This is a genomic window from Pseudoclavibacter sp. VKM Ac-2888, from assembly GCF_015351285.1.
In the GTDB taxonomy this organism is placed as follows: Bacteria; Actinomycetota; Actinomycetes; order Actinomycetales; family Microbacteriaceae; genus Pseudoclavibacter.
In genome coordinates this window covers 863661-890499 of the sequence record NZ_JADKSM010000001.1, presented here as the reverse complement: position 1 = coordinate 890499, position 26839 = coordinate 863661, and the positions used below count along the sequence as shown (strand labels likewise).

The window sequence follows — 26839 nt, the reverse complement described above, 5'->3', positions numbered from 1 at the left end:
GGGGTGAGTACGAGTCTCAGATGCGGGCAAGCAGCTCGTGAAGCGGCTGCGTGGCTTCCTGGGTGGACAGGTGGCTGAGGAGGTGGAGTTCGCGCAGGTTGCGCTCGACGTCGGCGCTGGTGATGCCAAGGGGAGCGTCTTCGGCGTCGAGCGCGAGGCGCAGCGCCGTGGGCCAAGCCTGGGACTCCTCGTCTGGTGTTCGCTTGCAGAACCGAGCGGTGAACCCGGACGCGATGCGTGGGGCCACTTTCGCCCAGGCTGGGTCGGTGGAGGCTGCGGTGATGCTGGCGATGAACGCGAGACGGGAGTCGGTCTTCGGAGTGGGGAGGACCGCGACGGCGGCGCGCGCGAGGATGAGCGCAACCTGCGGGCCGCGGCCCAGGAGTGCATCCGCCTCGAGCGCGGAGTAGTGCTGCCACAGCTCCACCAGTGCCGGGTCGATGTCGCGCTGGTCTCGAGTGCTCGCACCCCGGAGGGCGTCGTGCCACGCCTTGAGAGAGCGGTGCACCTCTCCCGGGGTGTTCTCGATCGCGACCCGGACGCGCTCGAGCCCGTCCTGGCCGGCGGGAAGCGTCAGCTCAGGAAGGGTGAACGTGTTCCGAAAGACGCTCGCACCCGCGAGGACGAGCATGGCGCTGTTGCGCAGGCGGTTGCCGCCGGCGAGCTCGCGTGCGGATTCGAGCGCGTCGACGAGTACGCCGACGGGGTTCCGGCTGTCGAGCTCGAAGTCGGTGTCGAGGCCATCCCGGTCCGCGATCGCCTGCTCGCGCAGGAACTCGTCCTGCAGGATCTCGCGGGAGACGCCGCCGATGCGATCCTCGCTCGCTGCGAGGTCACGGGCGAAGTCAGCAGACACGAGCTTCGCGTGTCGGTTGATCGCGTCTCGAGTCTTCGACTTCCCCACGGCCCGGCCGGTCTGCCTGAACCAGCCGACGGCGCTGGCGCCGGCCGCGATCTTCGGCAGCTGCAGGTAGGAGCTCAGGTGCTCGGCGTCGTCGATGGCGTCGGAGAACACCTTGCGGCGCAGGTCCACGCTCGTCTCCTGGAACACCTCGTCGTGCGACAGATGCTCGATGGAGGGATACGCGACCGCGTAGTCCCGGAAGCCCAGCTCGGTCATGCGGTGCGGGATGCCGAGCACAGGGTTCGCGAGGATCTCCGCCAGGTAGCGGCGTACGCGCAGTGTCGCGTGGAACCTCGCCGGGTGCGCGGGCAGCTCGACTGCTTCGAGGTCGCCGGTCTCGCGCTCCCCGGGTACGTAGCCGCTCCCGACACCGCCGGAGGCGTCGAGGGCGTGGGTCGCGAGATTCCGGCAGACCGCGTCGATGTGGCGCGTCTCCACGCCCTCGTGAACCACGTAGCGCAGCAGCATCTCGACGGCGACTTCGTGCCAGGTGTCCAGGAGTGCGGCGACGAGATGGCCTGCGGTGAACGCCTGCGGGTCGGCGAGGATGCGCGCGCACGTCACCGGAAACTTCCGCTGGAACGTCGAGCGCAGCACCGCATCCGCGAGCGGAGGGATGCCGGAGGCGAGGAGGTCTGCACGAGCGAACGCAGCCGCTTCCGGGCAGCAAGACGCCGCGATCCGACCGAAGGTGGCCGGGTTGGCATGGAAGTCGGCAAGGCGCTCACCAGCGAACTCCTGCACTTCGGGGGAGGCGTGCACGATCGTGGGTACTGGCACAGGTGCGGGCAAGGACTTGACGGTTGTGAGTCGGGTGGCACTCTCAGGTGCGGGCAAGGCAGTGATGTGAGCATCCCGAGTGGTGCTCTCAGGTGCGGACAAGGGTGATGCGGTGGCGGTGACAGTCATGACGTCCTTCGAGGGTGGCGGTGGTGCGGGCAGGGAATGCCTTGCCCGCACCCAATTAGCGCACACCATTCGGTGAGGCGCAACCGCTATGCGGGCACGGGGGAGGGGCTGCTCGCAGCTTCCGCGGCGTCCCGGGCTCGACGGTCGTTGGCGTTGGTGGAGACCTGCTTGAGGAATGCGGCGGGGAGCTTCACCTCGACCGGGGCGAGGCGCCTGGTCGCGTCGGAGATGTAGAAGACGCTGCCGCGGACGACCTCGCGGGAATCCTTCTTGAACAGCGTCTGCAGCGACTGCCGGTTGATGCCGTCGGACTGGCCGGCGTCGTTGCGGGGTGCGACGAGTCGGTCGAGGACGCGCTGATCGAGCGGCTCGCGGAACTTCATCATTTTCATCGCGGCGATCGCCTCGTCTGGGTCTTCGACGTAGCCCATCGCGCCCGAGCCGACGTATTTCGCGGTCTTGTTCTCGACCGGCCCTGACGGGGTCTGCGTGTAGACCTGGATGAGCACGCCGAGCTCGCGCGCGAGGCGGCCCTGGGCTTCCAGCTCTCCGGGGGCGAGCTTGTCGAGCACCCAGCCCTCGTCGAAGTGGAGCACAGCGCCTCGGCGGGCGAGTCCGACGGTGCCGGCGCGGGAGAGCATGCGGATGGCGTTCGCGGACGCGCGTACCGACTGTGAGGCGTGGCGTTCGGCGGGTTCGGTGTCGGCCATCGCGGGGAGCTCGAACGCGCCGTTGCCGACGTAGAAGTACGTCATGCCGGCGCCGAAGTCGATCGTCTCTTCCGTGCTGCCGTACCCGAACGTGGTGCGGAACATCGGGGACGAGGCGGCGAGCTTGTGGATGGGCGCGGTGATCGCCTCGCTGATGACGCCGTCGCGTTCAGCGATGCGCAGCGCCTGCCCGGTTGCGCGGGCGCCCTGGGCGACGCCGTGGCGGATCGCGTCGAGCACGTCCGTCTGAAACTCCTCGCCGCGCCCCACACCCCACGGTGCCATGCGCGTGATCATGTCGGCGGCGAGGGTGATGCCGGAGCCGAGGTTCGTGGAGAACCGCAGCGGGTCAAGGATGCCGTCGGCGCCTTCGAGGTCGGAGAAGGAGATGCTCTTGCCGCCTTCGCGGCGGATGAACGCCGAGTGGTCGCTCTCGGGCTTCGGGTCGAGGATCAGCTGCGGGGAGCCCTGGCGGTGCCACTGCTGGGCAAGCCACAGCAGCAGCATCGTGTTGTGGGTGGGCACGTAGTCGCCGATGAGGTAGCTCGAGTCAGGCGAGTCGACGCTGATGCACCGCCCCGGGCGGGACTCGATCGGGGCGATGGACGCGATGCGGTGGTGGGAGGCGCCTACCGTCCACGAGACGGTCGACGTCATCGCAGAGGATGCGAGCTCGGCAACGTGGCCTGCTCGTCGGGCGGCCTCGAGGAGTGCAGGGGCGGCTCCGGCCGGAACGGTGATGCTTGCCTCACTGCCGGAGTCGAGCGCGGAGACGTGCAGGCCGGCGAGCGCATTCAGGCGGGCGAGCGCGTCCGGGGTTGCAGCAGACGCGCGGATGCGCCAGTCGGCGGCCGGTGCCAGCTCGAGCATCTCGCCGGTGGTGAGCACGAGCTCGCCGGCGTCGATCGTCTTCATCGCGTCCTGGAGGTGCTGGAGGCGGGTGGCGAGCACGGCGAGGATCGCGCGGTCGTGCAGCTGGGAGAGGTCCCGGTGGACCAGGGCAGCGCTGCGGTGCATCATCTGGAGCGTCGGCCACGGGCAACGCTCGCCGAACACGCGCTGGAAGAGCGAGAACGTCGCCTCCGGCGTCATTGGGGACGTGGTTGGGATCGAGTCGTAGAGGCCGCGGATTGTCTCGACGGCGTACTCGAGGTCAGCGAAGCGGGGGAGCACCTCGACGGGGGCTGTGACGATCCACTGGTGGTCGGCGCAGGCGTCGAAGTGCTGCCCGTCGTCAAGGGTGATCCGGAACAGCTCCGGCTCGTTCTCAATTTCGGAGTGGGCGGTCACGGTGCACGGGTGTCCGTCGCGGCCGAGGAGGCGCGTGCCGACGCGCACGTCTCGCAGCGCGACGCGGCCGCCGTCGGGGGTGGGCAGGAGTGTGTCGAGGGTAAGGAGTTTCCCGGAGCCGGGGGAGGCGGCGAAGAGGCGGATGGGGAGGTTGTCGCCGGAGGTCTGCGGGTCGCTGGAGAGGTACGCGGGCTGGTGGTCGTCCTCGGTGAACCCAGCGAGCGCGCCGACGCTGCGCCCGTCGGCGGTGAGGGGCGAGTCGCTGACGGCCTGGATGGAGGAGGCGCCGGCGTAGGACACCGTCCAGGAGGGCAGGTCGAGCAGGTGTGGGTTCGCGTGGACGGAGGAGCAGATCATCATTTCCTGCCAGGCGGCGCCCTGCAGGTTCGTTATCGGGTCGATGCGCAGCGATGGAGGTGCGAGCAGGTCGATGTCGTCGACTCGTCCGTCGAGGGCGACGAGGACGCTCGTGTCGACGAGGGTGGGCGGAGCGCCGGCGCGGCTGTAGTGCTTGTAGAGGTCGTCGGTGAGGTCTTCCTTGTCCTGCATCTCGACGCCGGTTTCCTTGCCGGCGTGCGCGAACTCTTTGCGGTCGCCGGACATCTGGCGGCGCTGGCGGCGGATCTCCTGCTTCGTGATCTTCGCGGGCTCCACCAGCCCTTCCACCGTGATGGCGCGGGTTCCGGCGTCGAGCAGATCGACCGCCCACGCGGCCGATGGGGAGCTCGTGCCCTCGAAGTCGTAGTCGTACCCTTCGACGGCGCCGAAGGTGATGGTGGCCATGTCTGGGTGGTTCACGAGTTCCGGCGGCCACTGGTCGCAGTCGCGTTCCTCGGTCTCCGCGAGGCGCCGGTCAACGGCTCGGCGCAGCGACGGGGAGCGCAGGAAGTGCTGGTGGTCGACGTGCGCGAGCGTGGGCACGGCGCGAGCGGACGCGCGGTCCATTGAGTGGTTCCACCAGTTGCCGGCGAACAGGAAGTCCTCCGCGTCCGGGATAGCGAGCTCGGCGCGGGCGAGTTCCCGGGCGACGCGCTTCGCGTCCCGTTCGAAGTCCGCCATCGGCGCCCCATCCATGGTGGTGAAGAACGTGGTGACGTCTTCGACGATGGACCCGATGCCGTGGAAGCCGGAGTCGGCGAGGAGCTTCACGCCGAACATGACGAGGCGCTGGGGGACGAGCTCGTTCTCGAACTGCTCGTCGAGCTGCGCTTTCGTCGACAGCCCTGTGGGGGCCTCGAACCAGGCGGGGACGTTGAGGCTGAGGAGCTTGAACCGGCGGTAGCTGGACTTCACCATCTGCCGGTTCACGCCGCGCTGCCGGGCAAGGCCGGCGAGGCCGTGGAGGGCGGCGTCGACGCGGCCGCCGAGGCGCGCCTTCTCCTCCTCGGTGCGCACATCCCGCATCGCGCCGAGCGGCACCTTCCGCCACAGCCACACCGACCCGTCCACGCCCGGTACGCGCCCGTCCGGGAGGGGTTTGCCGTGTCGGGTGCTGAGCGGGGGCGCGGTCGGGGTGTCGCGGGGGTCTTTGCCGGTGATGGTGGAGGCCACGATCGGGTCCTGTCTGTCGAGAGTGTGCGGGAAGCGTCGGTACGAGCTATGGCGTGGGAGTCGGGGCCGGCGCTGTCGTCGCTTCGGGAGCGGCCGTCGGGGCGGGCGTCTCGCCGCTGATCGTGGCGTCCTGCGCGGGTCCGACATCGCGGCCGGTGACGGCAACGGAGTACGGCTCGAGGGAGGTGCCGGTGCCCGCGCCGCCCCAGGACACGACGCGGGGGCTGCCGGTGTCCGCGCCCGTGACCAGCAGGTCGTAGGTCATGAGTGAGGACTTCTTCGACTCTCCAGGTGCGGGGGTGGCCTGCGCGCCGAGGAGGGCGTTGAGGTTGACGCGGACGAGCATCGTGTCGGTCGGTGCGTCCTCGCCGTCGGCCGGGATGGGGAGCGCGGACTCGGCGATTTCGACGCTCGCGCCGAGGGCGATGCCGACGGGCATGTACGAGTGGGTGGTGTCGGGATCGCCGACGACGAGGCGCAGCGCCTTCGGATCGCCAGAGGTGAACGCGGCCGCCCACGCCTGGACCGCCTCCTCAACCGGTTCGGGCGCGGAGGCGGTCTCCCAGCCGGGCCAGACGACGTGCTGGCCCCAGGCTTCCCCGGTGGGAGCGTCGGGGGCGATACGCAGCAGGCTCGGGTGGCCGGCGACGCGGGAGCCGAGCAGCTCGTTGGACTCCACCTGCACGCTCGCCTCGTACAGGTAGCCCTGCCCGTCGCGGATCGTGAAGTGGTGAAGCTCGACCGCGTATCCGGGCAGCGCCGACACTTCGCGGTCGCTCATGCCCGGAGTCGCCGTCGGCGCCGGCGTGGTGTCGACGCCGTCCCACGACAGCAGCACGCCACCGGGCACGGGAGCTGGGTCCTGGCCGAGCCACGTCGTGATGCTCGCCATCGCCAAGGCTTTGCCGTCGGAATCGACGAGGTCGGTGGAGAGTACGGGCGCGGGCTCCTCGCGCTGCTGCAGGAGCAGGGACCCGCCGGCAACAACTGCGATCCCGACGACTCCGACACCGATCGCGATGAGCCAGCGTCGTGCGGCTCGGCGGCTCATCTCGCGCTTCTTGGCGGCCGGGGCTTGCCGGTTCGTGGCCATCGGGAAGTCGTCGTCGAACGGGGTCGGCGCGGCGGTGGGCTTGGCTTTGGGGCTCATGGGCGGAGTGCTCCTGCGGGTGCGGCGGTGGAGGGGGACGTGGAGTCGGAAGTGATGGCGCGCTGGTGGATGGCGTCGGCCGCGGCGATCGCGACCTTGTGGTCCCCGTCGAGCGCGAGGACCGCGAGCACGTCCGCGGGAACGTCGGGGTGAGTGGCGGCGGCGATGCGCACCTGCGAGTCCGGGTGCTGGATGAGCGCCTCGAAGCAATCCGCGCACCCGGTGATGCCCGCGGATACCGGCTCCCGGCACGGGCGCCACGACTCGGCGCTCTTCCCGGGTAGGGTCGACGCTCCCGGTTTCCCGGGCAGGTACCGCCAGAGGGTGCAGGTGGGCATGGCGGTGGCTACTTCGCGTTCGTCGCCTGACGGAGCCGCTCGATGCGCTCGAGGTCCCAGTCGGAGAGTTCGGCAACGGCGGTCGCGATCTTCCTTGCAGTCCCGAACGCGTCGCCGGCGGCGGGGGAGCCGTCGAGGCGGCCGAGGGAGGCGAGCACGCGCCACAGCAGTCGCCGGCGCGCATCGTCGAGGCCGAACAGGCGCTCGATCCGGTCGAGCTCACTGCCGATACTGCGCAGCTCCTGCAGCGTCTCGACGATCTTCCCGGTTGACTTCGAGCCGCCGCCTTCCACTGCCAGCTGCGTGGTCAGCGATGCGACGTCGTTCGAGATGGAGCGGGCGCCACCGAGCAGGCCCGCCAGCAGCTCCCGGTCGCCGTCGTCCAGCGTGGACACCTGTGCGTGGATCGCAAGGATCTTCCCGACGACCGCGCGGGTCAGCTTCGCGGGGGCTGGTCGTGCAGCTTTCGCGGCAGGCGTGGATGAGCGGCGAGAGCGGCGAGTGGGTGTTTCGTCGCCGGTCTCCGTCGCTGGCAGGGCCGCGGGCAGCGGGGCTGGCCTAGTGGCGTCCGGCTCGCGCGGCGGGAGCTGCTGAACCGAGGACGGGACTGGTGCGCCGAAGGCGACGGCGGGGCTGTAGCCAAACGAGGTGTTGTCGGTCATCGGGCACCACCTCCCGAACGGGAGACAGCACGACGGGCCGAAGAGAGGGCGGAGGGTGCGGGGCAGGAGCTCATGGTCTGCCTATGCGCAAAGTCCCCGGAAACGACGAACGCCCGCGGCGAGGGGTGTCTCGCGGCGGGCGTGGGTGGTGCGTGCGGGCCCGGGGACTCGCGGACGGAGTTCGGGCGGAGGCGTGGCTCTGACTCGACAGACCGGTGGGCTGGTCGCAGCTGTCGAAAAGTTACCCCGGGCTGGCCGGCGGCACAACTCGGCGGTCGGTGGTGATTTTTCTGCCGATCCGCGCCGTTCCGGGCGTCGGAGGCGATTTTGGGTGGTCGTTGGGCCGGGTTGACGGGGTCTGCTGCGGGCGTCGAAATTCCGGTTTCGAGGCTCGATTTTGGGCGAAACATAGTTGAGAGGCCGGATTCCTAGGCGCTCCTAGAGCCTCACCTAGGTCGAGTTCCCAGTCGGCAGTAGGGGAAACCCCTTACTACTACTACTACTAGCTAAAGAAATATATATATATATATATAAAGGGTAATTACCTCTTTTCTCTTTTTTCTTTTATTGATCTCTCTATATACATATTTCGGGGATCGCTAGTTGGGCTGGCTGAGCAAGTTTTGACCGAGAAAACCCAGGTCAAAGGTGATATCCGTGTACTAGGCCGCGGGGTGGGAATTTAGTTCCAACTATGTTTCGTCGTTTTTGGGGTTTCGTGCCAAGGACGGGATTCACAGGCAAATCACAGCAGCCGACACGCCAACGAACCCCTGCGGGAAAACCTCCCCGGGCGTGTCGCACTCCCAGTTGAGGTGCCCGCGCGAGCCCAAATCTGGTCTCGAAACGGCCCCGCCGTGGCGCCCGTCGACGCCCTGACAGAGGCACCCGCATAGAGCTGGGGTGACCACCCACGTACTCGCCCAGACGCCCCCGCCCGCCCCCTCCTCGTACCGGGAGAAGACCCTCCCGCTGACGGGGCTGCGATGGACCACTGACGGGCGTCTCCTCGTCACCTCGGATGAGACTGCCGCGTCGCTGAACCGTCGAGCGTTTTCCGTGTCCGCAGGTCAGGCGATCGCGCAGTGCCAAGCGAAATGGCTCGCCTCTCAAGTCGTGCCCCGCGAGGACGACCCCCTCCAGGCGGCCCCGCTGGGCGTCCACGCGCACGCCGCGCTCGAGTCCTTCTACCGGGACGTGCCCGCCGCTGAACGCACCCGGGAGGCGCTCGAAGCGCACGTGCGTCAGGTGTTCCTCAGCCCCGAGTTCCGAGCGGACCAGGAGAAGCTCGACCCGGACGGGCGCATCACGCAGGAGCTGAAAGTCATGGACTTCGCCCTCGGCGTGCTCGAGCTTGAAGACCCGACCAAGGTCAACGTCATCGAGGTCGAGCGGCGGTTCAAGGCGGTCCCGCTGAACACGTTCCTGAACCTGAACGGCTTCATCGACCGAGTCGAGCGGCTCGTCACGGGCGAGAGCGAAGAGGTGGAGATCACTGACTACAAGACCGGCAAGTACGAGAAGTTCAACCCCGCCTTCGGGAACCGCGACGAGAAGGCCGACCAGATCCGCATCTACGGCCGCGGCTACGAGAAGCAGACCGGCATCCGCCCCACACGTGGGCAGCTGCTCTACACGGGCGCTCGGGCGCGCACCGAGGTCGACATGAGCGTGGAAGCCACTGACGACTCCGTGCAGTGGCTCACCGATCAGTACCAAGCGCAGCAGCGCGCGGTCGAGGCTCGCGAGTTCACGACGAACCCGGGCCCGCTGTGCGCGTGGTGCCCACTGGTGAACGCCTGCCCTGTCGGGCAGATCGGGTCGCCGAAGAAGTGGACGAACGCCGACAAGTTCGCCCTCGAGCTCAGCAACGGGGTCGCGCTGACGGAGAAACGCCGCGCCTGGATGCTCAAAGACGCGGTCTCACTACGCAAGGCAGTGGCTGCAGCTAGCGGGCAGTTCAGTCCCGACCAGCTCGGCATCGCAGGCTCCCGGGAGTTCAAGCCGGCCCCGGTCGTCCCGCCGCTGGTGCTCGCCGCGCTAGAGCGCCACGAAGCGGAAGAAGCGGCTGCGACGGCACCCGCGGAGCGTGCCCGCATAGAGACCTCACCACCACCAGCACCGCTGATCCAGGAGATCCACGCCATGACCATGACCGCAGCCCCACAGCAGGCCGCCCAGCAGATGCCGGCACAGGCACCTCAGCAGCAGATGACGCCTCGACCCGAAGGTCGCCCGTTCGACGAGATCGTGAACGGCCCCGGGGGCGTGCCTCTGCTCAACCTCAACTCGTATGCCGCGACCGGAGTGTTCGGTCTCGTGGGCCTTGCCGGTGAGTCGCTCACCAAGGCCGGTGTGGCCGCCCCGACGCAGGAGCAGATCCTCGCCCTGGCTCGCGTGTTCGCGCGCATGGTCCAGCGGGCCGAGGCTGGCATCACCAGCGCCACGAGCTGGTCCTCTGGCGCGAACACGCGCGTCCGCGGCCTGCTGCGCAGCGTCCTCGAACAGCGCCCCTTGCCCGTCGGCGCCGGCCCCGAGGTGTGGAACGTCTGGTACCAGACCAACGGCCCGTACCTGATGGTCCTCGCGCAGTCCGCGATGACCGTCTGGGACGACAACGCAATCAGCGTCGAGCTGCTCATGGAATCCCTCGGCACCGCCGCAACCGCGCAGAAGGGTGGCCCGTTCGCGTGAGCACGCCCGAGCTGTGAGCCGCGGGCATCGACGCCCGCATAGTCACCCAACACCGATCCACACCCCTTGAGCCTTGGAGACCAGCCATGTCCGAATCCGGACCCATCATCGAACTGTACGAGCGCACCAAGATGGACGTGCTCCCCACCGCGCACCTCATCGCGGCCATGGGCCACGGGGCCGACTACACCGACCAGCACGTGGGAGACGCCATCAAGCGCATCCTCGAGTCGACCATGCCCGGTTCCAACATCGACCGGATCGTCCGCTCGCTCGACTTCGAGGCGGCCAAGGTCGTCGAGACGAAGACGTTCGTCGGCACCGTCATCCACGTCGACCGCGACCTCAAGTCCCAGCGCGGCATCGTCATCCTCAAGACGAGCGTCCACCCGAAGCACAACAAGCTCGGCCAGGACCTCGTGCGCAGCGACCGCCTCGATGGGCCCAAGAGCGAAGCCGTGAGCGAGCTCATGAAGCAGACGCTCGCGCTCGTCGGACACAAGGTCGCCGTCACCGTCAACATGGTTGCCAGCAAGGACGGTGACATGAAGTACCGCGTCCTCGCGGGCCTCGAGGACCGTGGCGTCGATCCGGCGTACAACGCCGGCAACCCCGAGTACCAGGTCAAGCCCGAGCATCGCGGCAACCAGGTCGACCTCCGCAACTGGGCGCAGCTGCGGAACACGCCCCTGCACAACCCGCACGGCTACGCACCCGACATCGACGCGGCGCAGCTCGCGAACCTCCCCAACAACGGCGTCCCCGCCCACATGGTGCAGCAGGCACAGCCGGTGTAACCCTACCGCACCGCCGTCCACCCAGACCGCCCCACCCGACGAGGCCTCCGCAGGCACGCTCTGCTCGCCGGGTGGGGCTTCACCATGCCCAGCAGAACCCGGAACCACCATCACCACCATGCTCGCCCCGCCTGAACCTGTCAATCTCACTTGGGACAGCACCGACGCCGACGCGTCCGCCGACACCATCGCCGCGTTGCGGGACATGCTCACCGCCCGCGCGATCCTCCTCGAGCTCAACGAAGCCACGAGCATCGGTGGGCTTCCCGAACTCCTCCGTCCGCCACGAGTGGTTATCGCCGCCCAGACGGTGGCCGAACTGCTCGACCGGCTGTGCACAGGCGTTGTCCACCTGGACTCGCTCGGTGTCGAAGTCCGCGCGATGACGCCGAACCCAACGACGTTCGATTCGGCGATCGTCTAATCTGCGTGGATGCTGTCACCGAAGGCGCGGGCGCTGCTCGACTACGAGCGCGCGAACCCCGACATGTGCGCTGCCAAGCTCGAATGGCTCACCGCGCACGGCTGGCGCATCGGACGCCACTACCAGCAGATCGACCGCCTGCTCCTGGACCCGGACGCCATGGCCGAGTACCCGGACGTCGCCGCTCGCGCCGCAGAGCGACACGAGCGGACGATCATCGCCGCTCAGTCGAACAGACCAGTCACCAGGGGATTGTGACCAGGCGCGGGCGCGTTCGAGTACACCGGCGGCGCGAACAGGTCCGCGGCAGGCTCTGAGGCCGCGGCGGAGGGCGCTGCCACCGGGGCGGCAGCAGCTGCCGGCGCATCCGTGCCGAAGAGTGCCTCCAAACCGTCTAGATCGGCCGGAGTGAGACACGGGGACGGACTGACGAGATGGATGCCCGGGAAGCGGTCACGGACTCGCTCCACGTCCTCGTCATGTCGTTCCTGGTGGTCATCCGCCCACGCGAGCGGCACCTGCGCGGTCATCTCGACGGTGAGGAGCGCGGCGGCCTTGCGCCACCCGTCGACGGCGTTGGGCTTGGTGAGGGTGCGCGTCTCGCGGCCCAACAGCGCGTCGAACGTGGGCGCGGCGTCGGTGTCCCAGTCGGTGAGCCAGACGATCTCGCACCGCAGCTGCCCGAGCCGGCGCAGCATCGTCCGGGAGACCCAGACCGCGCCGTGCGGAGTGTCCGGCAGAATCTCCGCGTCATCCCATACACCGACGGGGATCGACAGCGGGCTGATGGTGTTGTCGACGTCGAGGAACAGCGTCGGCGCGTGCACCTCGAAGGCGGCGTCTGCGGTGGGCTCGACGGAATCGTACGAGTCGGTGTCATCCGGCTCGTCGTCGATCGCGTCGATGGCGGACGAGAACAGGTCGAACGGACGCTGGACCGGCGCCACCTGCACGGGCTCCGACTGCACTGCTTCCGGCAGAACGTCGTCCTCGAGCTCGTCGTCCTCCGCATCCCCCTCGGGCACGTCGAACGGGTTGAACCCGACGGGAGGGGTGAGGACCGGAGCCTGCTGCGCCAGCGGGTCCACCGGGGTCACCTCGTCCTCGTTGTCGTCGTCGAAGTCGAACGCGAGGTCGGGTCCGGCGAAGGCGACCTCCTCGACGGGAGCCACGAGTTCGATGACGTCGGCGGGGGTGTCGTCGAGGACCTGTCCGAAGACGCCGGCGGTGTTCGTCGTCGCGGCGTCGGCCGCGACCATCCCGGCGAGGTCCATCTGCTCGGTCATCTCGTCGACGTGTGCACGGAGCTGCTCGACCATGCCAGCGTTGTGGGAGAGGTGGGAGCCTTCGGTGCCGTACCAGGACTGCAGGATCTTGGTCGGCCCCTGCTGGTTCGACTCAAGCATGCCGCGCCCCTTCATGCCGGCGGCCTCCCCGAGGTCGGGAGCGGCGGTTGCGTCCTTGAGCGCGGACATGAGGCTGCCGAAGGAGAGCTTGCCGAGCACGAGCCGGGCGAGGTTGCCTTTCAGATCCCGGCCTCCCGGGATCTGGTCCATGGTGTCCTTCTTGAGCTCCTGCGTCGCGAGCACCAGGTGCACGCCGGCGCTTCGGGCCTCACGAGCGATGCGGCCGACCTTGGCGCCGATGTTCTGCTTCGCGTTCGCGATCGCCTGCTGTTCCGCGATCTCCTGCAGCATCTCCGGCGTCATCCCGTCCGTCGCCTTGGGAACGCGGTCGGCCATCATGAGGGAGGTGAACTCGTCGATGAAGATGACGATGCGGCGCGGCCGCTCGGCTGCCGGTAGGTCGGTGATGGAGCCGACGCCGCGGGACGCGTTGAACCGCTTCCGGCGCTGCACTTCCGCGTAGAGCTCGTCGAGCATTCGGCTGGTCTCGAGGACCTCACCGGTGACCGCCTTCATCCAGGACTTGGCGAATTGGAAGTCGGCGCCGAACTTCACGGGGTCGGCGAGGTAGCAGTCGAAGCCGCGCAGCAGGAACCCCGTGAGGAGCACGCCGAGGGTGATCGATTTGCCGGTACCGGTGCCGCCGAGCACGAGCAGGTGCGGGTCCAGGTCCAGGTCGAAGCGAACCGGGGCGCCGTCGACGCCGGATGCCACAGGAACTGCGAGGCCGCCGTCGTTCATGGCGTCCCAGTCGATGGGGGCGGGGAACGGCACCGGGTCTTCCCGGCTGATGCGCAGCAGCACCTCGCTGGGGGTGTCTGCCGGCTGGACGTCGATGAACTTGTTGCTGGTGGTGGAGCGGAGCGTGCCGAGCCGTTTCGGCTCGCGGAAGTCGTCGATGGACCGGCCGAGCGGGATCTTGAACGTCGCCTGCTGCACCTTCTCGTTGCCGGGCAGCGGCTCCAGCGACAGGAGCTTCGGGGCGAGCCCGTCGGTGCCGATGAGGTTCGTCGCCTCGAACGCCGCCTCCCACTCGATGGCGGTGCAGTAGTCCTCGTTCAACCGGGCGCGAGGGCCGGAGAACTGCACATCGGGCGCGTTCGGGCGGGCGCCGTAGACGATGACGCACCCGTCCTGCGCGCCGGTGACCTGCATCCAGTCGCACCCGATCAGGCTCTTCATGCTGCCGAGTGACTTGCGCACCTGATCGGTGGTCACACCTCCGTAGAGGCGCAGCGTCACGCGCCAAATGCTGGAGTCGGTGTCGGGGCCGGTGAGGTTTTCTACCTGAACTACTTCGGGACGGGCGAGCTTCGACGCCTCGAAAGCCTTCGCGAGCCCCGCGCCGAGCACGATCGTCGCGACCTGGTTGGTCTCGGCCTTCGCGGTCGCGATCTTCTTGCTGGATGAGAGGTTCGCGTAGAGGCGGGCGGGGTTCATCTCGATCGGGTCTTTCGACCAGGCGACCGCGAACGCCCCGGAGTTGCGCTCACCCTGCCGGGAGGAGCCTGCGGCCTTCCACGCCATCAGGTACACGAACGGGGCCGAGTCTAGCGCGGTCGTCAGCGTCGTCTCGACCTTGGTGCGCAGGAACGTGCCGACGTCGACGCCTTGGAGCACCTGGAACGGCATCACCTCGATCGACATTGGCCTTGGCGGGCGCGTGGAGCCGGTGTGCGGGTTGTGGTTGACGAACTCGTGGACCTTCTTGTGCTTGACAAGCGCCGTGTGCGGCTTCTGGCCGCCGACGATGCCGGCGCTGAGGACTGTGTCACCCCAACGGCGAGACCACAGGTCCTCCTCGTCGATGCGGGCGAAGTCATCCAAGAGGCCCGGGTTCTGGAGCGTCGTCGAGTCCGCGGTGAGCGCGCCGACGTAGAGGGTGGATGCGCCGTATGGGTCGGGGACCGCGCGGGCTTCGACGAGCTCGCCGAACCCGGAGCTGTAGACCTGGTTCGCGGCGGCTCCCGCGTGCCCGAGCCCAGACGCGTCAGCGATCGTGCACGCGTAGGCGACGGTGTACTCCGGCGCTTCCTCAGCTTCCGGGGTCTCCATGAGCAGGTCCGGCTTCGCGTCGGCGTCGACGGGCTCGGCGCCTTCGGGGGCGGTGGAGATGGTCTCGAATCCGGACAGGAGCGGCCACAAGTCCGGCGTCGCCTTGTTCGCGGTCGCGGCCCAGTAGAGGATCGAGTCGACGGCGAGCTCTGCGATCTCCGCGGACCTGTCGGGGCGGGCGAGGTCCGGCTTCTGGTCCTTCGGCCACGACGCGACCCGGAACCGCAGCGGGTGACGCGTGCCCGGCTTCGGCTGCCCCTGCTGGTCGAGTTCCGGGGTGGAGAGGATCGCGAGGTCGCGGGAGTGGCCGTGACCAGCGAGCTGCAGGCCGATGGCGTCGCCGAGCTTGAACATGCCTGCGGTGCCGTATGCGGAGGGCGCGTCGAAGGTGTCCACCTGCAGGTCGATGTCGGGGTACGCGGCATGGTCGACGAGGCGAGGCTCGGCCTGCTTGAACTCTTTCAGCTCCGGCCACACCGCCGCCCACCGCTCGGCCGCCTCGCACCGTTCGCGCCATGCTTCGATGAGCGGCTTCGAGAAGACTCCGATGACGACCGCGAGACTCGCGGCCACGCCCAGCGCGACCGCCTGGACCGTCGGCGAGGGAAGCCACGGCGCGATCTCGGGCACGTCCTCGAGCTGGAGGACGCCGACGGTCACGAGCGACGCCGGAACGATCAGGCAGGCGATCAGGCCCACCCGCGAGGGGACGGAAGTCTTCACCCGGTCGATGAGGTCGAGCACGCCGGCGTACGGGCGCGGCTCGCGTTCCGCCGCGGCACGATTCAGGGTGTCCAGTCCCGCGACGACGAGCGCCATCACCGCGTACGCGTTCACCGCGCGAAGTCCCGCCTCCCACGACTCAGGGATGACCGGCACGACGAGAGGTGCGCCGCCAGCGCCGAGGTCGAACGCGTGGCCGGAGCCGAGCACCGGCAGGAACCAGACGGCGACCGCCAAGGCGAGAGCTGCGATCGGGAGCAGCGCGACGCGCTTGCCCGGCCACAGCGCGGGGGAGAGGAGCAGATGTCCGCGCAGTGACTGCCAGGCCCGGTAGCGGCGGGCGAGCTGTTTCTCGTACTCGTTCGCGGGCGTCTCCACCCCGTTCTGCTTCGGGCCCGTGTACATCGGCGAGACGGTGTTGAACGTCGCGATGAACACCACCACGAGGGCGGCGAGGAACCCGGGGTACTCGAGCCAGGTCAGCCCGATCCCGACGGGCACCGCGGCGACGGCGATGGGGACGGCGAGCGGCGACTGCTGTGGACGCTTGGCGGCGGGAGGCATGAGGCGGTGGAGTCCTTTCGAGGACGGGTCAAGCGAGGAAGCTGGGCTCAGCGGGTGAGGGCGGCGAACGCGGCAGCCGTCGGATGCGGTGCCTGCCCGTTCGGGAGCACCAGCTGCGGGAAGCGAGCGAGCGACTCGAGCGTCCGAGCACGAGCGTCGATTGGCCGATACGCGAACACCTGAGCTGACTTCGGATGCGTATTCGCCGGCACGGTCACGATCAGCGGGACCGTGAACGGCATCAGCGCGCCCCGACGCTCCAGGAAGGTCGTGAGCGCGGCGAGCGCGTTCGGGAGGGTGCGCTTGTCGCCGAACGGGAACGCCTCGAACCCTCGACGAGTGACACCGCCGTACGTCCAGTAGAACGCCGGCCGCCACGCCTTCGCGTCGATCAACAGCACCTCGGACGACCCGACCACGACGTGGTCGATGTTCGCGCCGTGCCCGTTCGGGACCGTCACGTCATGGAACACGTCAGGCCCGTCCGGGCGGACCGCCCACGCCTCCAACACGCGCGCAAGGGACCGTTCGCCGGCGGCGCCGATCTGCGCGACGCGCTCGTTCGCGGCCCACGACGCGGTTGAGGCCTGCTCCAGGCTCCCGCCGGCGGTGCCATACACGCTGCCCATGGCTCACTCCGATCCAGTCGGGCAGAGTGCCCGCTGGCCTCCCTATGCGGAACCAAGCAGAAGGGAGCTCTCCCGTGGCTTCCCCGGGGATTCGACTCGACCGCAAACCCTCGTCAACCTGAACGTTTGCCGATAACGTCGAGAGAACCCCAGTCCACTCCACCGCCGGAGAACAAGTGAAAAAGCTCTACGCGCTCATCAGCGCGCTCATCGTTGCGCTCCTCTTTGGAGGAGTCGTAGCCACTACCGCGAACGCGGCACCGATTCCAGTCGATCCGGATTTGACGGCTCCGGTGCTGGAATCTCTGGAGCTGGTGTCTCCGGCGAGTGTGGGTGCTGACGACGAGATTCGTCTCGATTGGGTGGTGCGTGAGGCGAATGAGCTCAGCAGCGCGATCTTCTATCTGCAGGCTCCGACTGGATCGCTGTTCCAGGTTCGTTGGGACGCGAACCGGGATCCCGCGAGCCGTTCTGGTGACCGCTGGTCCGGAACTGCGACAGCGACGGTTGATGGTGGTACGTGGCCAGGTGGGGTCTACAAGCCGTACTCAGTCAACATCTACGACCAGGCGTCGAATAACGGTCGAGTCGAGTTCATCACGGGTGGCACACCCACCTTCCCTGACATCACAGTCAACAACGACGCCGCGGATTTGACGGCTCCGGTGCTGGAATCTCTGGAGCTGGTGTCTCCGGCGAGTGTGGGTGCTGACGACGAGATTCGTCTCGATTGGGTGGTGCGTGAGGCGAATGAGCTCAGCAGCGCGATCTTCTATCTGCAGGCTCCGACTGGATCGCTGTTCCAGGTTCGTTGGGACGCGAACCGGGATCCCGCGAGCCGTTCTGGTGACCGCTGGTCCGGAACTGCGACAGCGACGGTTGATGGTGGTACGTGGCCAGGTGGGGTCTACAAGCCGTACTCAGTCAACATCTACGACCAGGCGTCGAATAACGGTCGAGTCGAGTTCATCACGGGTGGCACACCCACCTTCCCTGACATCTATGTGCTGGGAGTGGAACCTACGGTCGAGCCGACAACGGAGCCGACGGTCGAGCCGACGACGGAACCGACGGTCGAGCCGACGACGGAACCGACGGTCGAGCCGACGACGGAACCGACGGTCGAGCCGACGACGGAACCGACGGTCGAGCCGACGACGGAGCCGACAACGGAACCTACGGTCGAGCCGACGACGGAGCCGACAACGGAGCCGACGGTCGAGCCGACGACGGAGCCGACAACGGAACCTACGGTCGAGCCGACAACGGAACCTACGGTCGAGCCGACAACGGAACCTACGGTCGAGCCGACCAGGGAACCCACGACTGAGCCGACCGCGGAGCCCACGATGGAACCGACGGTTCAGCCGACGAGGACCTCTTCGGAATCAGCCGCGACCGTCCCTCCGGCCTCAAGTGCATCCGCCGCTTCGATCGCTCCCGCACCCTCGAACACCCCAGCACCCTCGGGCGGTCTCGCGACGACGGGCGTAGACAGCAGCGGTGCGCTGGCGGTCGGCGTCGGATTGCTCGTGCTGCTGGCTGGCGCTGCGATGCTTCTGCTGCGTCGCAAGCCCGCGGACCGGTAGCGCGCTCCTTCAACGACAAAGCCCGCCACTCGCATCTCTGCGGTGGCGGGCTTCGTCGTTCGTGGCGCCTGATGCTCGCGCCGGCTCAGTCCCGCCTTCGCAGGTAGAGGACTGTGATCGTCACCGCGAGAGCGAGCGCGGTGACGCCGATCCCGATGGCAAGCGCGACGCCGAGCACACCCGGGAAGCCGGCTAGGACGATGCCGATGAACACTGCGGTCGCGACAGCTCCGGCGAAGATCCAGCCGGGCGGGGACGCGAAGAAGTCGCGGATGGCGCCGAGCTGCTCTTCCATCTCTTGCTGTCGATCCTGGTCAGCCATGGACAGGCTCCAATCGGTGGGGACGCGTAAGCCTCCTATGCGCGATCAGGGCGCGGACAGCTTCGTGCGCAGCCGCATCGGCAGCTGAGGCGGGCCCATCCCTTCCGGGTAGAAGCGCGGCTTGACTGGCAGGCCGGTCTTCGTCACCGTCTTATTCACCGTGAGGCGCCGGAACGGGCTCGTGGCCTTCCGCATCTCGTGAAGGTTCGGTGGCGTGCGCCCCTCGGCGAGCCACGACGGCTGGAAGCGCTGGACGGCGAGCATGTCGAGACTCCGAGGGAGGTCCTCGTTCGCAGGCGTCGGCACCTGGCGTGGGTCGAGCAGATCCACGCTCTCCCACGGGTCGTCCGCGTTCTGCCCCGTCGGTCTCTGCGCCCGCAGGGTCAGGAACGACGAGTCGATGAGGTCGGGACCGGGGAACCAGTCCTGCCACTGCACGATGGAGATGCGGAACTTCGCCGGATCATGCGCGGGTGCTCGCCAATCACGCAGCGCCCGACTGATGTCGCGGCGGACTCGGCTGAGGTCGCTTGCCGCGGAGTGATGGTTCTCGGCCGCCTCGGGGTTGCCGGCGACGACGAAGACGACGTGGAGTCCTGTGTCGTCCCATCTGCGGTTGCCGAAGAGTTGCACCCACTTCGCGACCTTCTCGGTGAGGTTCTTGCCCGTAGAGGCGGTGAGCTCGATCGCGAGGCGCGCGCCGTCTTCCCGGAGCAGGACGGCATCTGCAGCGCGCTGCAGCCCTCGCGGCGGCTCGTCGCCGATGCTCGTGTAGGCGAGGTTGGCGACGTCCGCGAACCGCTCTCCGACGACCGCGCCGATCGGGAGGAACTCGGCCGCGCGGGCGATGATCTCGGCGACGAGCACGTTGTGCCGGTCGTACCTCGATGACGCGGACCACGGGTGCGCGCCAGTGGTGGTCGCCCACTCGGGGTACGTCATTTTCGGCTTGATGAGTTCCTCGAACGCGGAGGACCGGGATGGCCGGTACAGCTCGATGCGGGCTCTCGCTTGCGGTACGTGCAATGGCGTCTGGTAGGCGCCGATGTCAACGAGTCCGAGGGTGAAGAGGTCGCGCATGAGATTGCCCTCTTTGGAGAGGACCTTGTCGATGCCGGTGAGGTAGGCGAGCTGCTGGGTGGTGAGAGTCCGGTAGGCGTTCAGCGCTGCGAGGACGCGGAGAGTGTTCTGCCAGTGCTTGCCGTACTTGTGGACGCGAGCAAGTGCTTCGGCGGGATCGCTGAGGAATCGCTTCGGGGCATGCCCGATCCCGGATGCGGCGGAGCGCCGTGCCTGGTCGATCGAGGACCACGCAGCGGCAGCTCCCACGTCCCAGAATCCGCTCGTGAATGGGTCTTGCCGGACGCTCGCGCGCATCTTCGCGTTGGGGGTGCGCGAGGGGATGTGGGCGACGGGGATGGCGCTCATGCGGCGAGGCCCATGTCGGTCTGGTGGAGGCTCCGGAACTCGGCCAAGCTCATGGCTTCGAAGTCGGGGATCTTGAGGGTGAACGCGCGCATGGCTTCCTTGTCGAGGGTGGTCTTCACGATGGCGGTGTATTTGGGGAGGTTGGCGACGTCTTCCGGCTCCCATGAGGACCCGTCGATGACGAGACTGGCGACGAGGTCGCGGATCACGCTCGCGTCCTCCTGGCGGAGCACGATGCGGGTGCCGTAGCCGAGCATCGTCTTGCGGACCGTGTCTTCGAGCTGCTCCGGGAACTGGGTCGCGAAGAACGGTTCGACGCCGAACGATCGGCCGTCGTTGCGGAACCAGGAGAGGACGTCTCCGGAGTGCGCGGCGAGGTGTTTGACTTCGCCTTCGAATACGGCGACGCGTCGGTCTTCGAGGCCCCAGCCGATGCACGTGCGCCGGATCGCCTTCCACATCGTGTGCATCGCAAGAGCCGCCATCTGCTCGCGTGCGCGGTCGTCGAGCGAGTGCCCGGATGCGGACGGTCCGAAGTCGATGATGACGTTCGCGTCGGCCTCCAGGAGCTCGTCCCAAGTGCGTTGGTTCGGGCGTGCCCACCAGTGCTCGAGCGTCATCAGCGGCTCCACCTTCGAGCGTGGAGCGTCGAACAGATTCTTGCGCTGCGACGGCGTCACACCACCGCCGTATGTCGGCCCGAGATGGTCGGCGGCGGACACGAGCTCGGCGTGCTCCGGATGCCGCCCGGCTGCGTCCTGGATGAGGCCGGCGATCTCTTTCGCTTCCTGGTCGTCGCCGTTGCCGATGAGGAGGTTCGCGTACCAGAACGGGGTGCGTCCGCGGTAGCGCGAGAGTGCCTCTGTGAACACCTCCGGAACAGTGCCGGTTCCCGAACGGGACAGCAGCGATCCCGCCTCGAATACTGCGATGAGCGACGGCGAGGAGCGGGGTCCGATGGAGTCGACGCCGTACACCGCTTTGAGGGTGTCGACGATGTCGCGGGCGTAGTCGTGCGCGGAGACGAACCCACCCGGTTCAGGGAAGAACGCGATCCCCTCGAGCGCGTTTCGGTCGGCGATGTTGACAGCCTCCACGGGGGCGTCGAACTTCGTGGCCCAGCGTGCGTGCGCGGCCGCAGAGACGCCGTCGCCCTTGGTGTCGAATGCGATCATGGCGCGCCGGACTTTCGACTGCAGACGGCTGGAGAGGAACCAGCCCCATTGCGCTTCGAGCAGTCGTGACTTGCCCGATCCGGCGAGTCCGGTGACGAACATTCCCGCCCACGCATCTTCCGAGCTCAGATGCACTGCGCCGTCGCGGTCAGAGCCGATCACGGGGCCGATGTTGCGACGCAGTTCGACCGGCGCGATGCGGTCGCCGGTGGCGCCTCCGGAGAAGGCGGAACCGGCGTGCGGAGCGACGAGCGCGAGTGGCAGATGCGGTCCCAGGAACGCCGCGTGCGGATGCACGGGATACTCGCCAGCGAACTCCGGACGGATTTTCTCCACCGGGTTCCCTTCGCTATCTTTCGTCAGCGTCCTCGACTCTTTCGCTGGCCGCTTCGGCGTCCCCATGAGCGTCGGAGATTCCGGCGCCAAGCCTTGCCCGAGGAGGCGCTGCAACGTCCGCCACGATGACGGCAACCGGCCGAGGAGACGACCGATCAACGCCGCGATCGCGGCCACCGTGACGAGCACGCCGAGCACCGTCCACGGCACGTCCAGCAGCTGCGGAACTTCCGTTCCGAGCGCCGGTACTTCACGCAGCAGCAGCGGCATCCCGATCGCCGTCGCAGCACCTACGAGCGCGGTCACCACGAACGGCATCGACCCGTCGAGCTTCGACGCTCGCCGTGCATCCGCGATGACGTCGAACCCGGGCAGCGTGGACGTGAGATGCCGCACCAGATCAGCCGCTCGCATCGCATCTGACGACCCTGCGTAGATCGACGCAATGACCGCGCCCGTCTCGAACGAGTGATGCGTGGCGACGCCCCGATGCGCGAGCCACAGTTTGTTGCTCTTGCGCTCGGACTTCGTCGGCGCACGCAGTGAAATCGCGACCCACTCGCCCGCAGCGAGGAACCCGACCATGGACTGCACGACGGTCCCGAACTCCGCGCCCGCCTGCGTCGACTGACCGACATCCGGGAGCTTCTGCACGGACAGCTGTGACACCTGCTCCACGTCCGCCAGCGACAGCCCATCTTCGACGTACACCGCCTTAGCGGCGACCGCGTCCCCGAGCTTGAACGCCATCGACGCGGACGCGTGCTTCGACGCTGGGAACGACACGTACGAGTGCGCGCCTCCAGCCTCATCGCGCAGCAGAATCAACGTCGTGCCGTCCGGTGCCTGCGTTTGGAACGCCTTCGCCTTCTGCAGCAGCGTCGGCGCGTTCAGCTCCAGGGGGCCGGCCTTGAACAACTCGTACGTGGACACCTCAGAAATCACACTCATAGTGAGTCCTATGCGCGAACCCCCGACGACCGAGCGAGGAGCGAACCCAGCCGAGAAATATCGGGCAAATCAGCCAAGAAATCGATCTGGATATTCCCCTGAGAATCCCCGGTCAAAAGTGCCGAATCCCGCTCCAGCCCCCGCTCGTCTCCTCAACCCTGCAAGTTTTCGGGTTCTGATTCTCGCGCCGGTAAGCCGCTGGGGCGTCTTTCCGGGTGCCTTGCAGTCTTAGCCGCTGGCGCGTCTTCGAGTGCGGCGTTCGGGCGTTCAGGTGCCACGTGGCTTTCCGAGGCGGTGCCTCGTCCGCTCAGTCGCCGCGGGGTCTTGGCCTCGTTCCTCGGCCCTGCGCGTGGTTGTGTTTGGTCTCGCTTGCTCCACCATCCACGTCCCGCGCTTCGACAGCCCGGCCACTTCTCCGCTGCTGCTGCGCTTCGTGGCGTCCTGCGTGCACTGTGTGCGGCATGCTGTCGGTGTCCCAGCCACCTTCATCAGTGCCACTTCGGCATCGGTCCCTGGCTTCACCGTCCGCGCTTCTTTCGCCTGCTTCTGGGACGCCACCACAGGATCGCGCCGCAGGCGCTGACTCAATCCGGACATCCACCCCGAAACGTCCCGCATCGGGTCGAAAGTGTGACGAATCAGACGGGTAGTGCGGGTGCATGCCGGGGATGGGAACAACCGGCACCTCCGTCGCAGACTCCACCCCGCGGGAGCCAAGCCAACCACCCCGACAACGACACCTCCCAGACCACCGAACCATGCGGCGAAGCGTGGCCACGAAGTGGACACCCGGGACCCTACGAAACGACACATGCCTCGAACACCCAGCCACAGGACCGCGGGCGAGGAACGAGCCCGCTGCAACGCAGCGCGAAGCATCCAGCAACGAGCCGCGACGAGACGATCCAGGACGCAGCGGCAGAGGGGGTGAAACTGCAGGCGGGGGAGAGCAGAGAGATGTTCAGGATGGGCGACGGAAACGGCGAAGCGCGAGACCGCAGGTCACGCCGCTGGGGGACCCGAGAAGGCGACTGGTGAGAACGGCGCAACCACAGGACCGCGACGCGAGGAACGAGCGGCGCAGCCACGAGCCGGGATGCACGACGGAACACCCTGCATGGGGTCAGCGGATGCAGGAACGCAGGCATGTAGGGATGCAGGAATGTAGATGTGGATAGGTGGCAGAAGTGCAGACGGGTGACAGTGTGCAGAGACGGGCCGGGGAGAGACGGTGGCCGCGCCCCGCGCGGCAGCAACAGAGGGCGATGCGGGAGGCAACATGACGGGACGGGCGAAGCCCGGACAGCGAACAGAAACAGAACGTAACGGGACGATGCAGAACGCCCCGAGGGAGCGCCAGCGACCGAGGGATCTTAAGTAGGCGACTCGTCCGTCGGGTTTGGTTCCGGAGTGCGGCTATCGCCCGCGGGGGAGCCGCTATCGCGGACCGGCTGGGCACCGTCGGTGGCGGCTGCCTCGGTGAGATCGACGGTGCCTGTCACGAGCTTCGGGCTGATGAGCCCACGCATGGGGAAGGTGCCGCGATTCGAAACGAGACCATGTCGGCTGTTTTGCCCGTCCTCGGGGAAAGTGACGTTCATCAGGTCCGCCCCCACGAACGCCTTAGGCGTGACGCCGGAGTTGTCCGTAAAAATGACTTGGCGAAGGCTCGCACCGTCGAAATCGGGCTCCATGATGAATCCGCCGTGAAAGCTCACTACTCGCATGCGCGCGCGAGTGAACTTTGCTCCAGTCAGACCTAGCTTCCAGCCGGCGTTGAGCGGGTCTGACAGGTAAAATTGAACGTGGTGAAGACGGGCGTCAGTGAAGTCGGCCAGGTCCAGCTCAGTCGTCTCGAACTTAACGTGTGAGTGCCCTCCAGCTGCCGGTCCGAAGCGCGCTTCGCTGAGGTTCGAGCGGGAAAAATTGACCCTGTACAACTGCACGTAGCTCCAGTCGGTATTGGGTGCCTCGAGTTCACGGAATGTGAGGTTTCTGAGCTCGACGTTCATGCGTCGCTGCGACGATGCGCGGAGCAGTCCACGCAGGGCGGCGGCTGCCTCTGGTGAGACGGCGAGGCGCTCGTCTGTTCGCTCTCCAGCCAACTCTTTCCACCCGACACGGTGGTCTCGTTCGATGAACGCCTTCAAGACATCGAGGATGACCTGCACGTGTCGGGTCTCCGGGGTGTGGAGCGCGTAGTCAGTGAGAAGGCTGATGCCGGCCGTTTGCTTGGCTTCATTCTCGCTGTCGAGAAGACTGAGGGCATCAGTGATGCGCCCGATTTCTAGCTGCTCGCCCTCACGTCGGTGTCGCTGCTCGATCACTCGACCCTCGTCAGCTGCAATTTGAGTGTTTTCATGTTCAAGCATCCAACGTCGGTAGGTGAAGTAGAGGCCGATGATTGCGATGAGTCCACCGACGCAGAAGAGCACAGCTTGCCGTGCGTCGGCGATGGCACGGGTGCAGTCGAGCGGACCGTTCCTGGCGCATCTATCGCCGATGGTCTCGGTCACGATGGCTTGGGGCGCTGCCACTAGCAACCCGGCGAGGAGGAGGTAGCCCAGTGCGATGGCTGCGATTGCAAGAACAGCGAGCACCATCATCCGCCAGGCGCGCACCCAGACCCGCATGCAGACGCGCTTCCAGAGAGGGCCGTTCACGATCGGCGGTGGCGTGACGAACGCACGGATGCGGTCGCGGAAGAGGGGCAGGCGCTCGGTCATCCCATGATCTTGGCGCACGCTCGTGCTTCCGCATAGCCGCGGCTGCCTCTCAGTCGCCTCGCCGTCACTCTCCGCCGAAGCCACTCGCGCGTTGTCGACCTGCCACGTTCCCCCAGCCCCGGGTATTCGACGTGGATCGCGGAGGTTTCCATGCCGTCTCGGACCGCGGCGTTGAATCGCTCTGGCTCGTACGTTTCCCGTGCGAGCTCCGGAGCTGATCACTCTGCTGGGCGTTCCTTGCCTTCGCTCCAGATTCGGGCCATGCAGCCATCGCGGAAGCGCTGATCGAGTCGGGCTGGATCTGATGGGTTCGCGCTTGGACCTGTCAGGTCGGTGTGGCACTTCGGGCATGTGCGGGCCAAGGTGCGTGGGTCGACTTCAGCGTGCGCCTGGCTCCCCGAGTTCACGTGCAGGACGCGAGCGAGCGTCTCGGCGCGCACGAGCGGCGCTTGCCAGTAGATGTGGTGCATGAGGTCCGCCTCGGGTACCGTGCCGGCTCCAGCATGGGCTACACCGAACGCGAGGAGCGCTTCGTCGACCTGCTCGCGCCGCGCCTCGAGGCGACTGCGGATCTCGACTTCCTGCTTGGCAAGTTCGTCGGCGAGCATGTCCAGTCTGCGCAGCTGGTCGGGGAGACTACGGTGTCGCTGGCGGGTGACGACTTCAGCCGTCCCATCTGAGAGATGCACGTCCAATTCGATGTTGCGCGGGGACCGTTTCGGAGCAGCAGCAGCGAAGGCTCGCAACGCGTCGGTGACAGCAGCGTCCTTGCTGTCGACGGGTACTGCGAGATGGAGCGGCGGAACGTGGACGGCCCAGACGCTGGCAGTGACGCGGAGCACACCGCGGATCGCGACTTTCATGCCCCCGTCTTGGCGTCCCCGCATAGGTGTCGTAGCACCGAGGCCCGCTGTGTTCAGCGAGCCGGCCACGTACTCATTGGAGCAGCACATGTTCACGACCGCGACCCTCGCGACAACCTTCACCCGGGACGATGTACTGGTCCCAGCCGAGCCCGTTTTTCCCTCGATGTCGGGATTGGAAGCGGAGAATCTCTTCGTGGTGTTCCGTGACATCCTGTTTGGAACCCCGATGGGCGCGATCCTCGGCGTTGCGCTCATCTTGGCAGGGATCTTCACCATCTCCTTCTCCCTGACGGAGGACTCCTTCGCACCCGCCGTCGTTGGACTCATCGGCATCGTGGCAGGTGCGAGCTTGTTCTTCATCAACATCAACGTCATGGACGAGAGAGCTGAGAACGCGAAAGCGGGGGAGGTCACTGCCACGGTGACGGACTGGGCGGCAGAAACGTACGGTCTCGTGGACGGATTTGGTGCGGTGTCTCGGGCCGACAGTCCGGCTGGTGCCGTTTTCGCCGCCCACGATGTCACCTTCAGCGTGGACGGACGAGTCTCGTTGGTCGACGTCACGCTCGTGTTTGTGGACGACAAAGCACACCTGCTCAACACCGAATCCGGCGAAGAACTCCCAGCCATCGCCGACTAG

At 67.3% G+C, this 26839-nt stretch carries 18 protein-coding genes; 7 read left to right on the top strand and 11 right to left on the bottom strand.

Annotated features, from left to right (window positions below; translation table 11 throughout):
• Window positions 1-16: 16 nt before the first annotated feature.
• The 5 genes from ITJ61_RS04305 to ITJ61_RS04285 all read right to left on the bottom strand — a co-directional run bounded on the left by ITJ61_RS04305 (window position 17) and on the right by ITJ61_RS04285 (window position 7514).
• The gene (locus tag ITJ61_RS04305; protein WP_194685597.1) at window positions 17-1684 is read right to left on the bottom strand and encodes a hypothetical protein; all 1668 of its coding nucleotides are present in this window, start codon (window positions 1682-1684) and stop codon (window positions 17-19) included.
• Window positions 1685-1899: 215 nt separating this feature from the next.
• Window positions 1900-5364: a hypothetical protein gene (locus tag ITJ61_RS04300; protein ID WP_194685596.1), complete on the bottom strand. Its 3465-nt coding sequence runs from the start codon at window positions 5362-5364 to the stop codon at window positions 1900-1902.
• Between the two features lie 46 nt (window positions 5365-5410).
• Window positions 5411-6514, bottom strand: coding sequence for a hypothetical protein (locus tag ITJ61_RS04295; RefSeq protein WP_194685595.1), 1104 nt, complete (start codon window positions 6512-6514; stop codon window positions 5411-5413).
• On the bottom strand, window positions 6511-6852 hold the full coding sequence (locus tag ITJ61_RS04290) for a hypothetical protein (RefSeq protein ID WP_194685594.1): 342 nt from the start codon (window positions 6850-6852) through the stop codon (window positions 6511-6513). Before ITJ61_RS04290 ends, ITJ61_RS04295 begins: the two co-directional genes overlap by 4 nt.
• A gap of 8 nt (window positions 6853-6860) precedes the next feature.
• The gene (locus tag ITJ61_RS04285) at window positions 6861-7514 is read right to left on the bottom strand and encodes a hypothetical protein (protein ID WP_194685593.1); all 654 of its coding nucleotides are present in this window, start codon (window positions 7512-7514) and stop codon (window positions 6861-6863) included.
• A 903-nt stretch (window positions 7515-8417) separates the two neighbouring features.
• On the opposite strand from ITJ61_RS04285, the gene ITJ61_RS04280 reads away from it, so the two are divergent.
• The 4 genes from ITJ61_RS04280 to ITJ61_RS04265 all read left to right on the top strand — a co-directional run bounded on the left by ITJ61_RS04280 (window position 8418) and on the right by ITJ61_RS04265 (window position 11687).
• Window positions 8418-10208 carry a PD-(D/E)XK nuclease family protein gene (locus ITJ61_RS04280; RefSeq protein ID WP_194685592.1) on the top strand — a complete coding sequence of 597 codons (1791 nt, stop codon included), beginning with the start codon at window positions 8418-8420 and terminating at the stop codon, window positions 10206-10208.
• An 86-nt stretch (window positions 10209-10294) separates the two neighbouring features.
• Window positions 10295-11005 (top strand): hypothetical protein, encoded by a 711-nt coding sequence (locus ITJ61_RS04275; RefSeq protein WP_194685591.1) that lies wholly within the window; start codon window positions 10295-10297, stop codon window positions 11003-11005.
• Window positions 11006-11123: 118 nt separating this feature from the next.
• Window positions 11124-11429 (top strand): hypothetical protein, encoded by a 306-nt coding sequence (locus ITJ61_RS04270; protein ID WP_194685590.1) that lies wholly within the window; start codon window positions 11124-11126, stop codon window positions 11427-11429.
• 9 nt (window positions 11430-11438) lie between these two features.
• Window positions 11439-11687: a hypothetical protein gene (locus ITJ61_RS04265; RefSeq protein WP_194685589.1), complete on the top strand. Its 249-nt coding sequence runs from the start codon at window positions 11439-11441 to the stop codon at window positions 11685-11687.
• Here the strand turns inward: ITJ61_RS04265 and ITJ61_RS04260 are convergent.
• Window positions 11654-16177: an FtsK/SpoIIIE domain-containing protein gene (locus ITJ61_RS04260; protein ID WP_194685588.1), complete on the bottom strand. Its 4524-nt coding sequence runs from the start codon at window positions 16175-16177 to the stop codon at window positions 11654-11656. The genes ITJ61_RS04265 and ITJ61_RS04260 overlap by 34 nt on opposite strands.
• A 47-nt stretch (window positions 16178-16224) precedes the next feature.
• On the bottom strand, window positions 16225-16806 hold the full coding sequence (locus tag ITJ61_RS04255; RefSeq protein WP_194685587.1) for a nuclease-related domain-containing protein: 582 nt from the start codon (window positions 16804-16806) through the stop codon (window positions 16225-16227).
• A 176-nt stretch (window positions 16807-16982) separates the two neighbouring features.
• On the opposite strand from ITJ61_RS04255, the gene ITJ61_RS04250 reads away from it, so the two are divergent.
• Complete coding sequence (locus ITJ61_RS04250) at window positions 16983-18395, top strand: LPXTG cell wall anchor domain-containing protein (RefSeq protein ID WP_194685586.1); 1413 nt, start codon at window positions 16983-16985, stop codon at window positions 18393-18395.
• A gap of 85 nt (window positions 18396-18480) precedes the next feature.
• Here the strand turns inward: ITJ61_RS04250 and ITJ61_RS04245 are convergent, their stop codons facing one another.
• From ITJ61_RS04245 to ITJ61_RS04230, 4 genes are all read right to left on the bottom strand, one after another.
• Window positions 18481-18717, bottom strand: a complete 237-nt coding sequence (locus ITJ61_RS04245) for a hypothetical protein (RefSeq protein WP_194685585.1) — start codon at window positions 18715-18717, stop codon at window positions 18481-18483.
• 45 nt (window positions 18718-18762) lie between these two features.
• Window positions 18763-20145, bottom strand: coding sequence for a hypothetical protein (locus ITJ61_RS04240; RefSeq protein WP_194685584.1), 1383 nt, complete (start codon window positions 20143-20145; stop codon window positions 18763-18765).
• Entirely contained in the window at window positions 20142-22607 is a 2466-nt protein-coding gene (locus ITJ61_RS04235; protein ID WP_194685583.1) for an ATP-binding protein, read from the bottom strand. The genes ITJ61_RS04240 and ITJ61_RS04235 overlap by 4 nt, the downstream gene beginning before the upstream one ends.
• 1373 nt (window positions 22608-23980) lie before the next feature.
• Window positions 23981-25333 (bottom strand): pentapeptide repeat-containing protein, encoded by a 1353-nt coding sequence (locus ITJ61_RS04230; protein WP_194685582.1) that lies wholly within the window; start codon window positions 25331-25333, stop codon window positions 23981-23983.
• Between the two features lie 407 nt (window positions 25334-25740).
• On the opposite strand from ITJ61_RS04230, the gene ITJ61_RS04225 reads away from it, so the two are divergent.
• Window positions 25741-26013, top strand: a complete 273-nt coding sequence (locus ITJ61_RS04225) for a hypothetical protein (protein ID WP_194685581.1) — start codon at window positions 25741-25743, stop codon at window positions 26011-26013.
• A 271-nt stretch (window positions 26014-26284) separates the two neighbouring features.
• The gene (locus ITJ61_RS04220; protein ID WP_194677843.1) at window positions 26285-26839 is read left to right on the top strand and encodes a hypothetical protein; all 555 of its coding nucleotides are present in this window, start codon (window positions 26285-26287) and stop codon (window positions 26837-26839) included.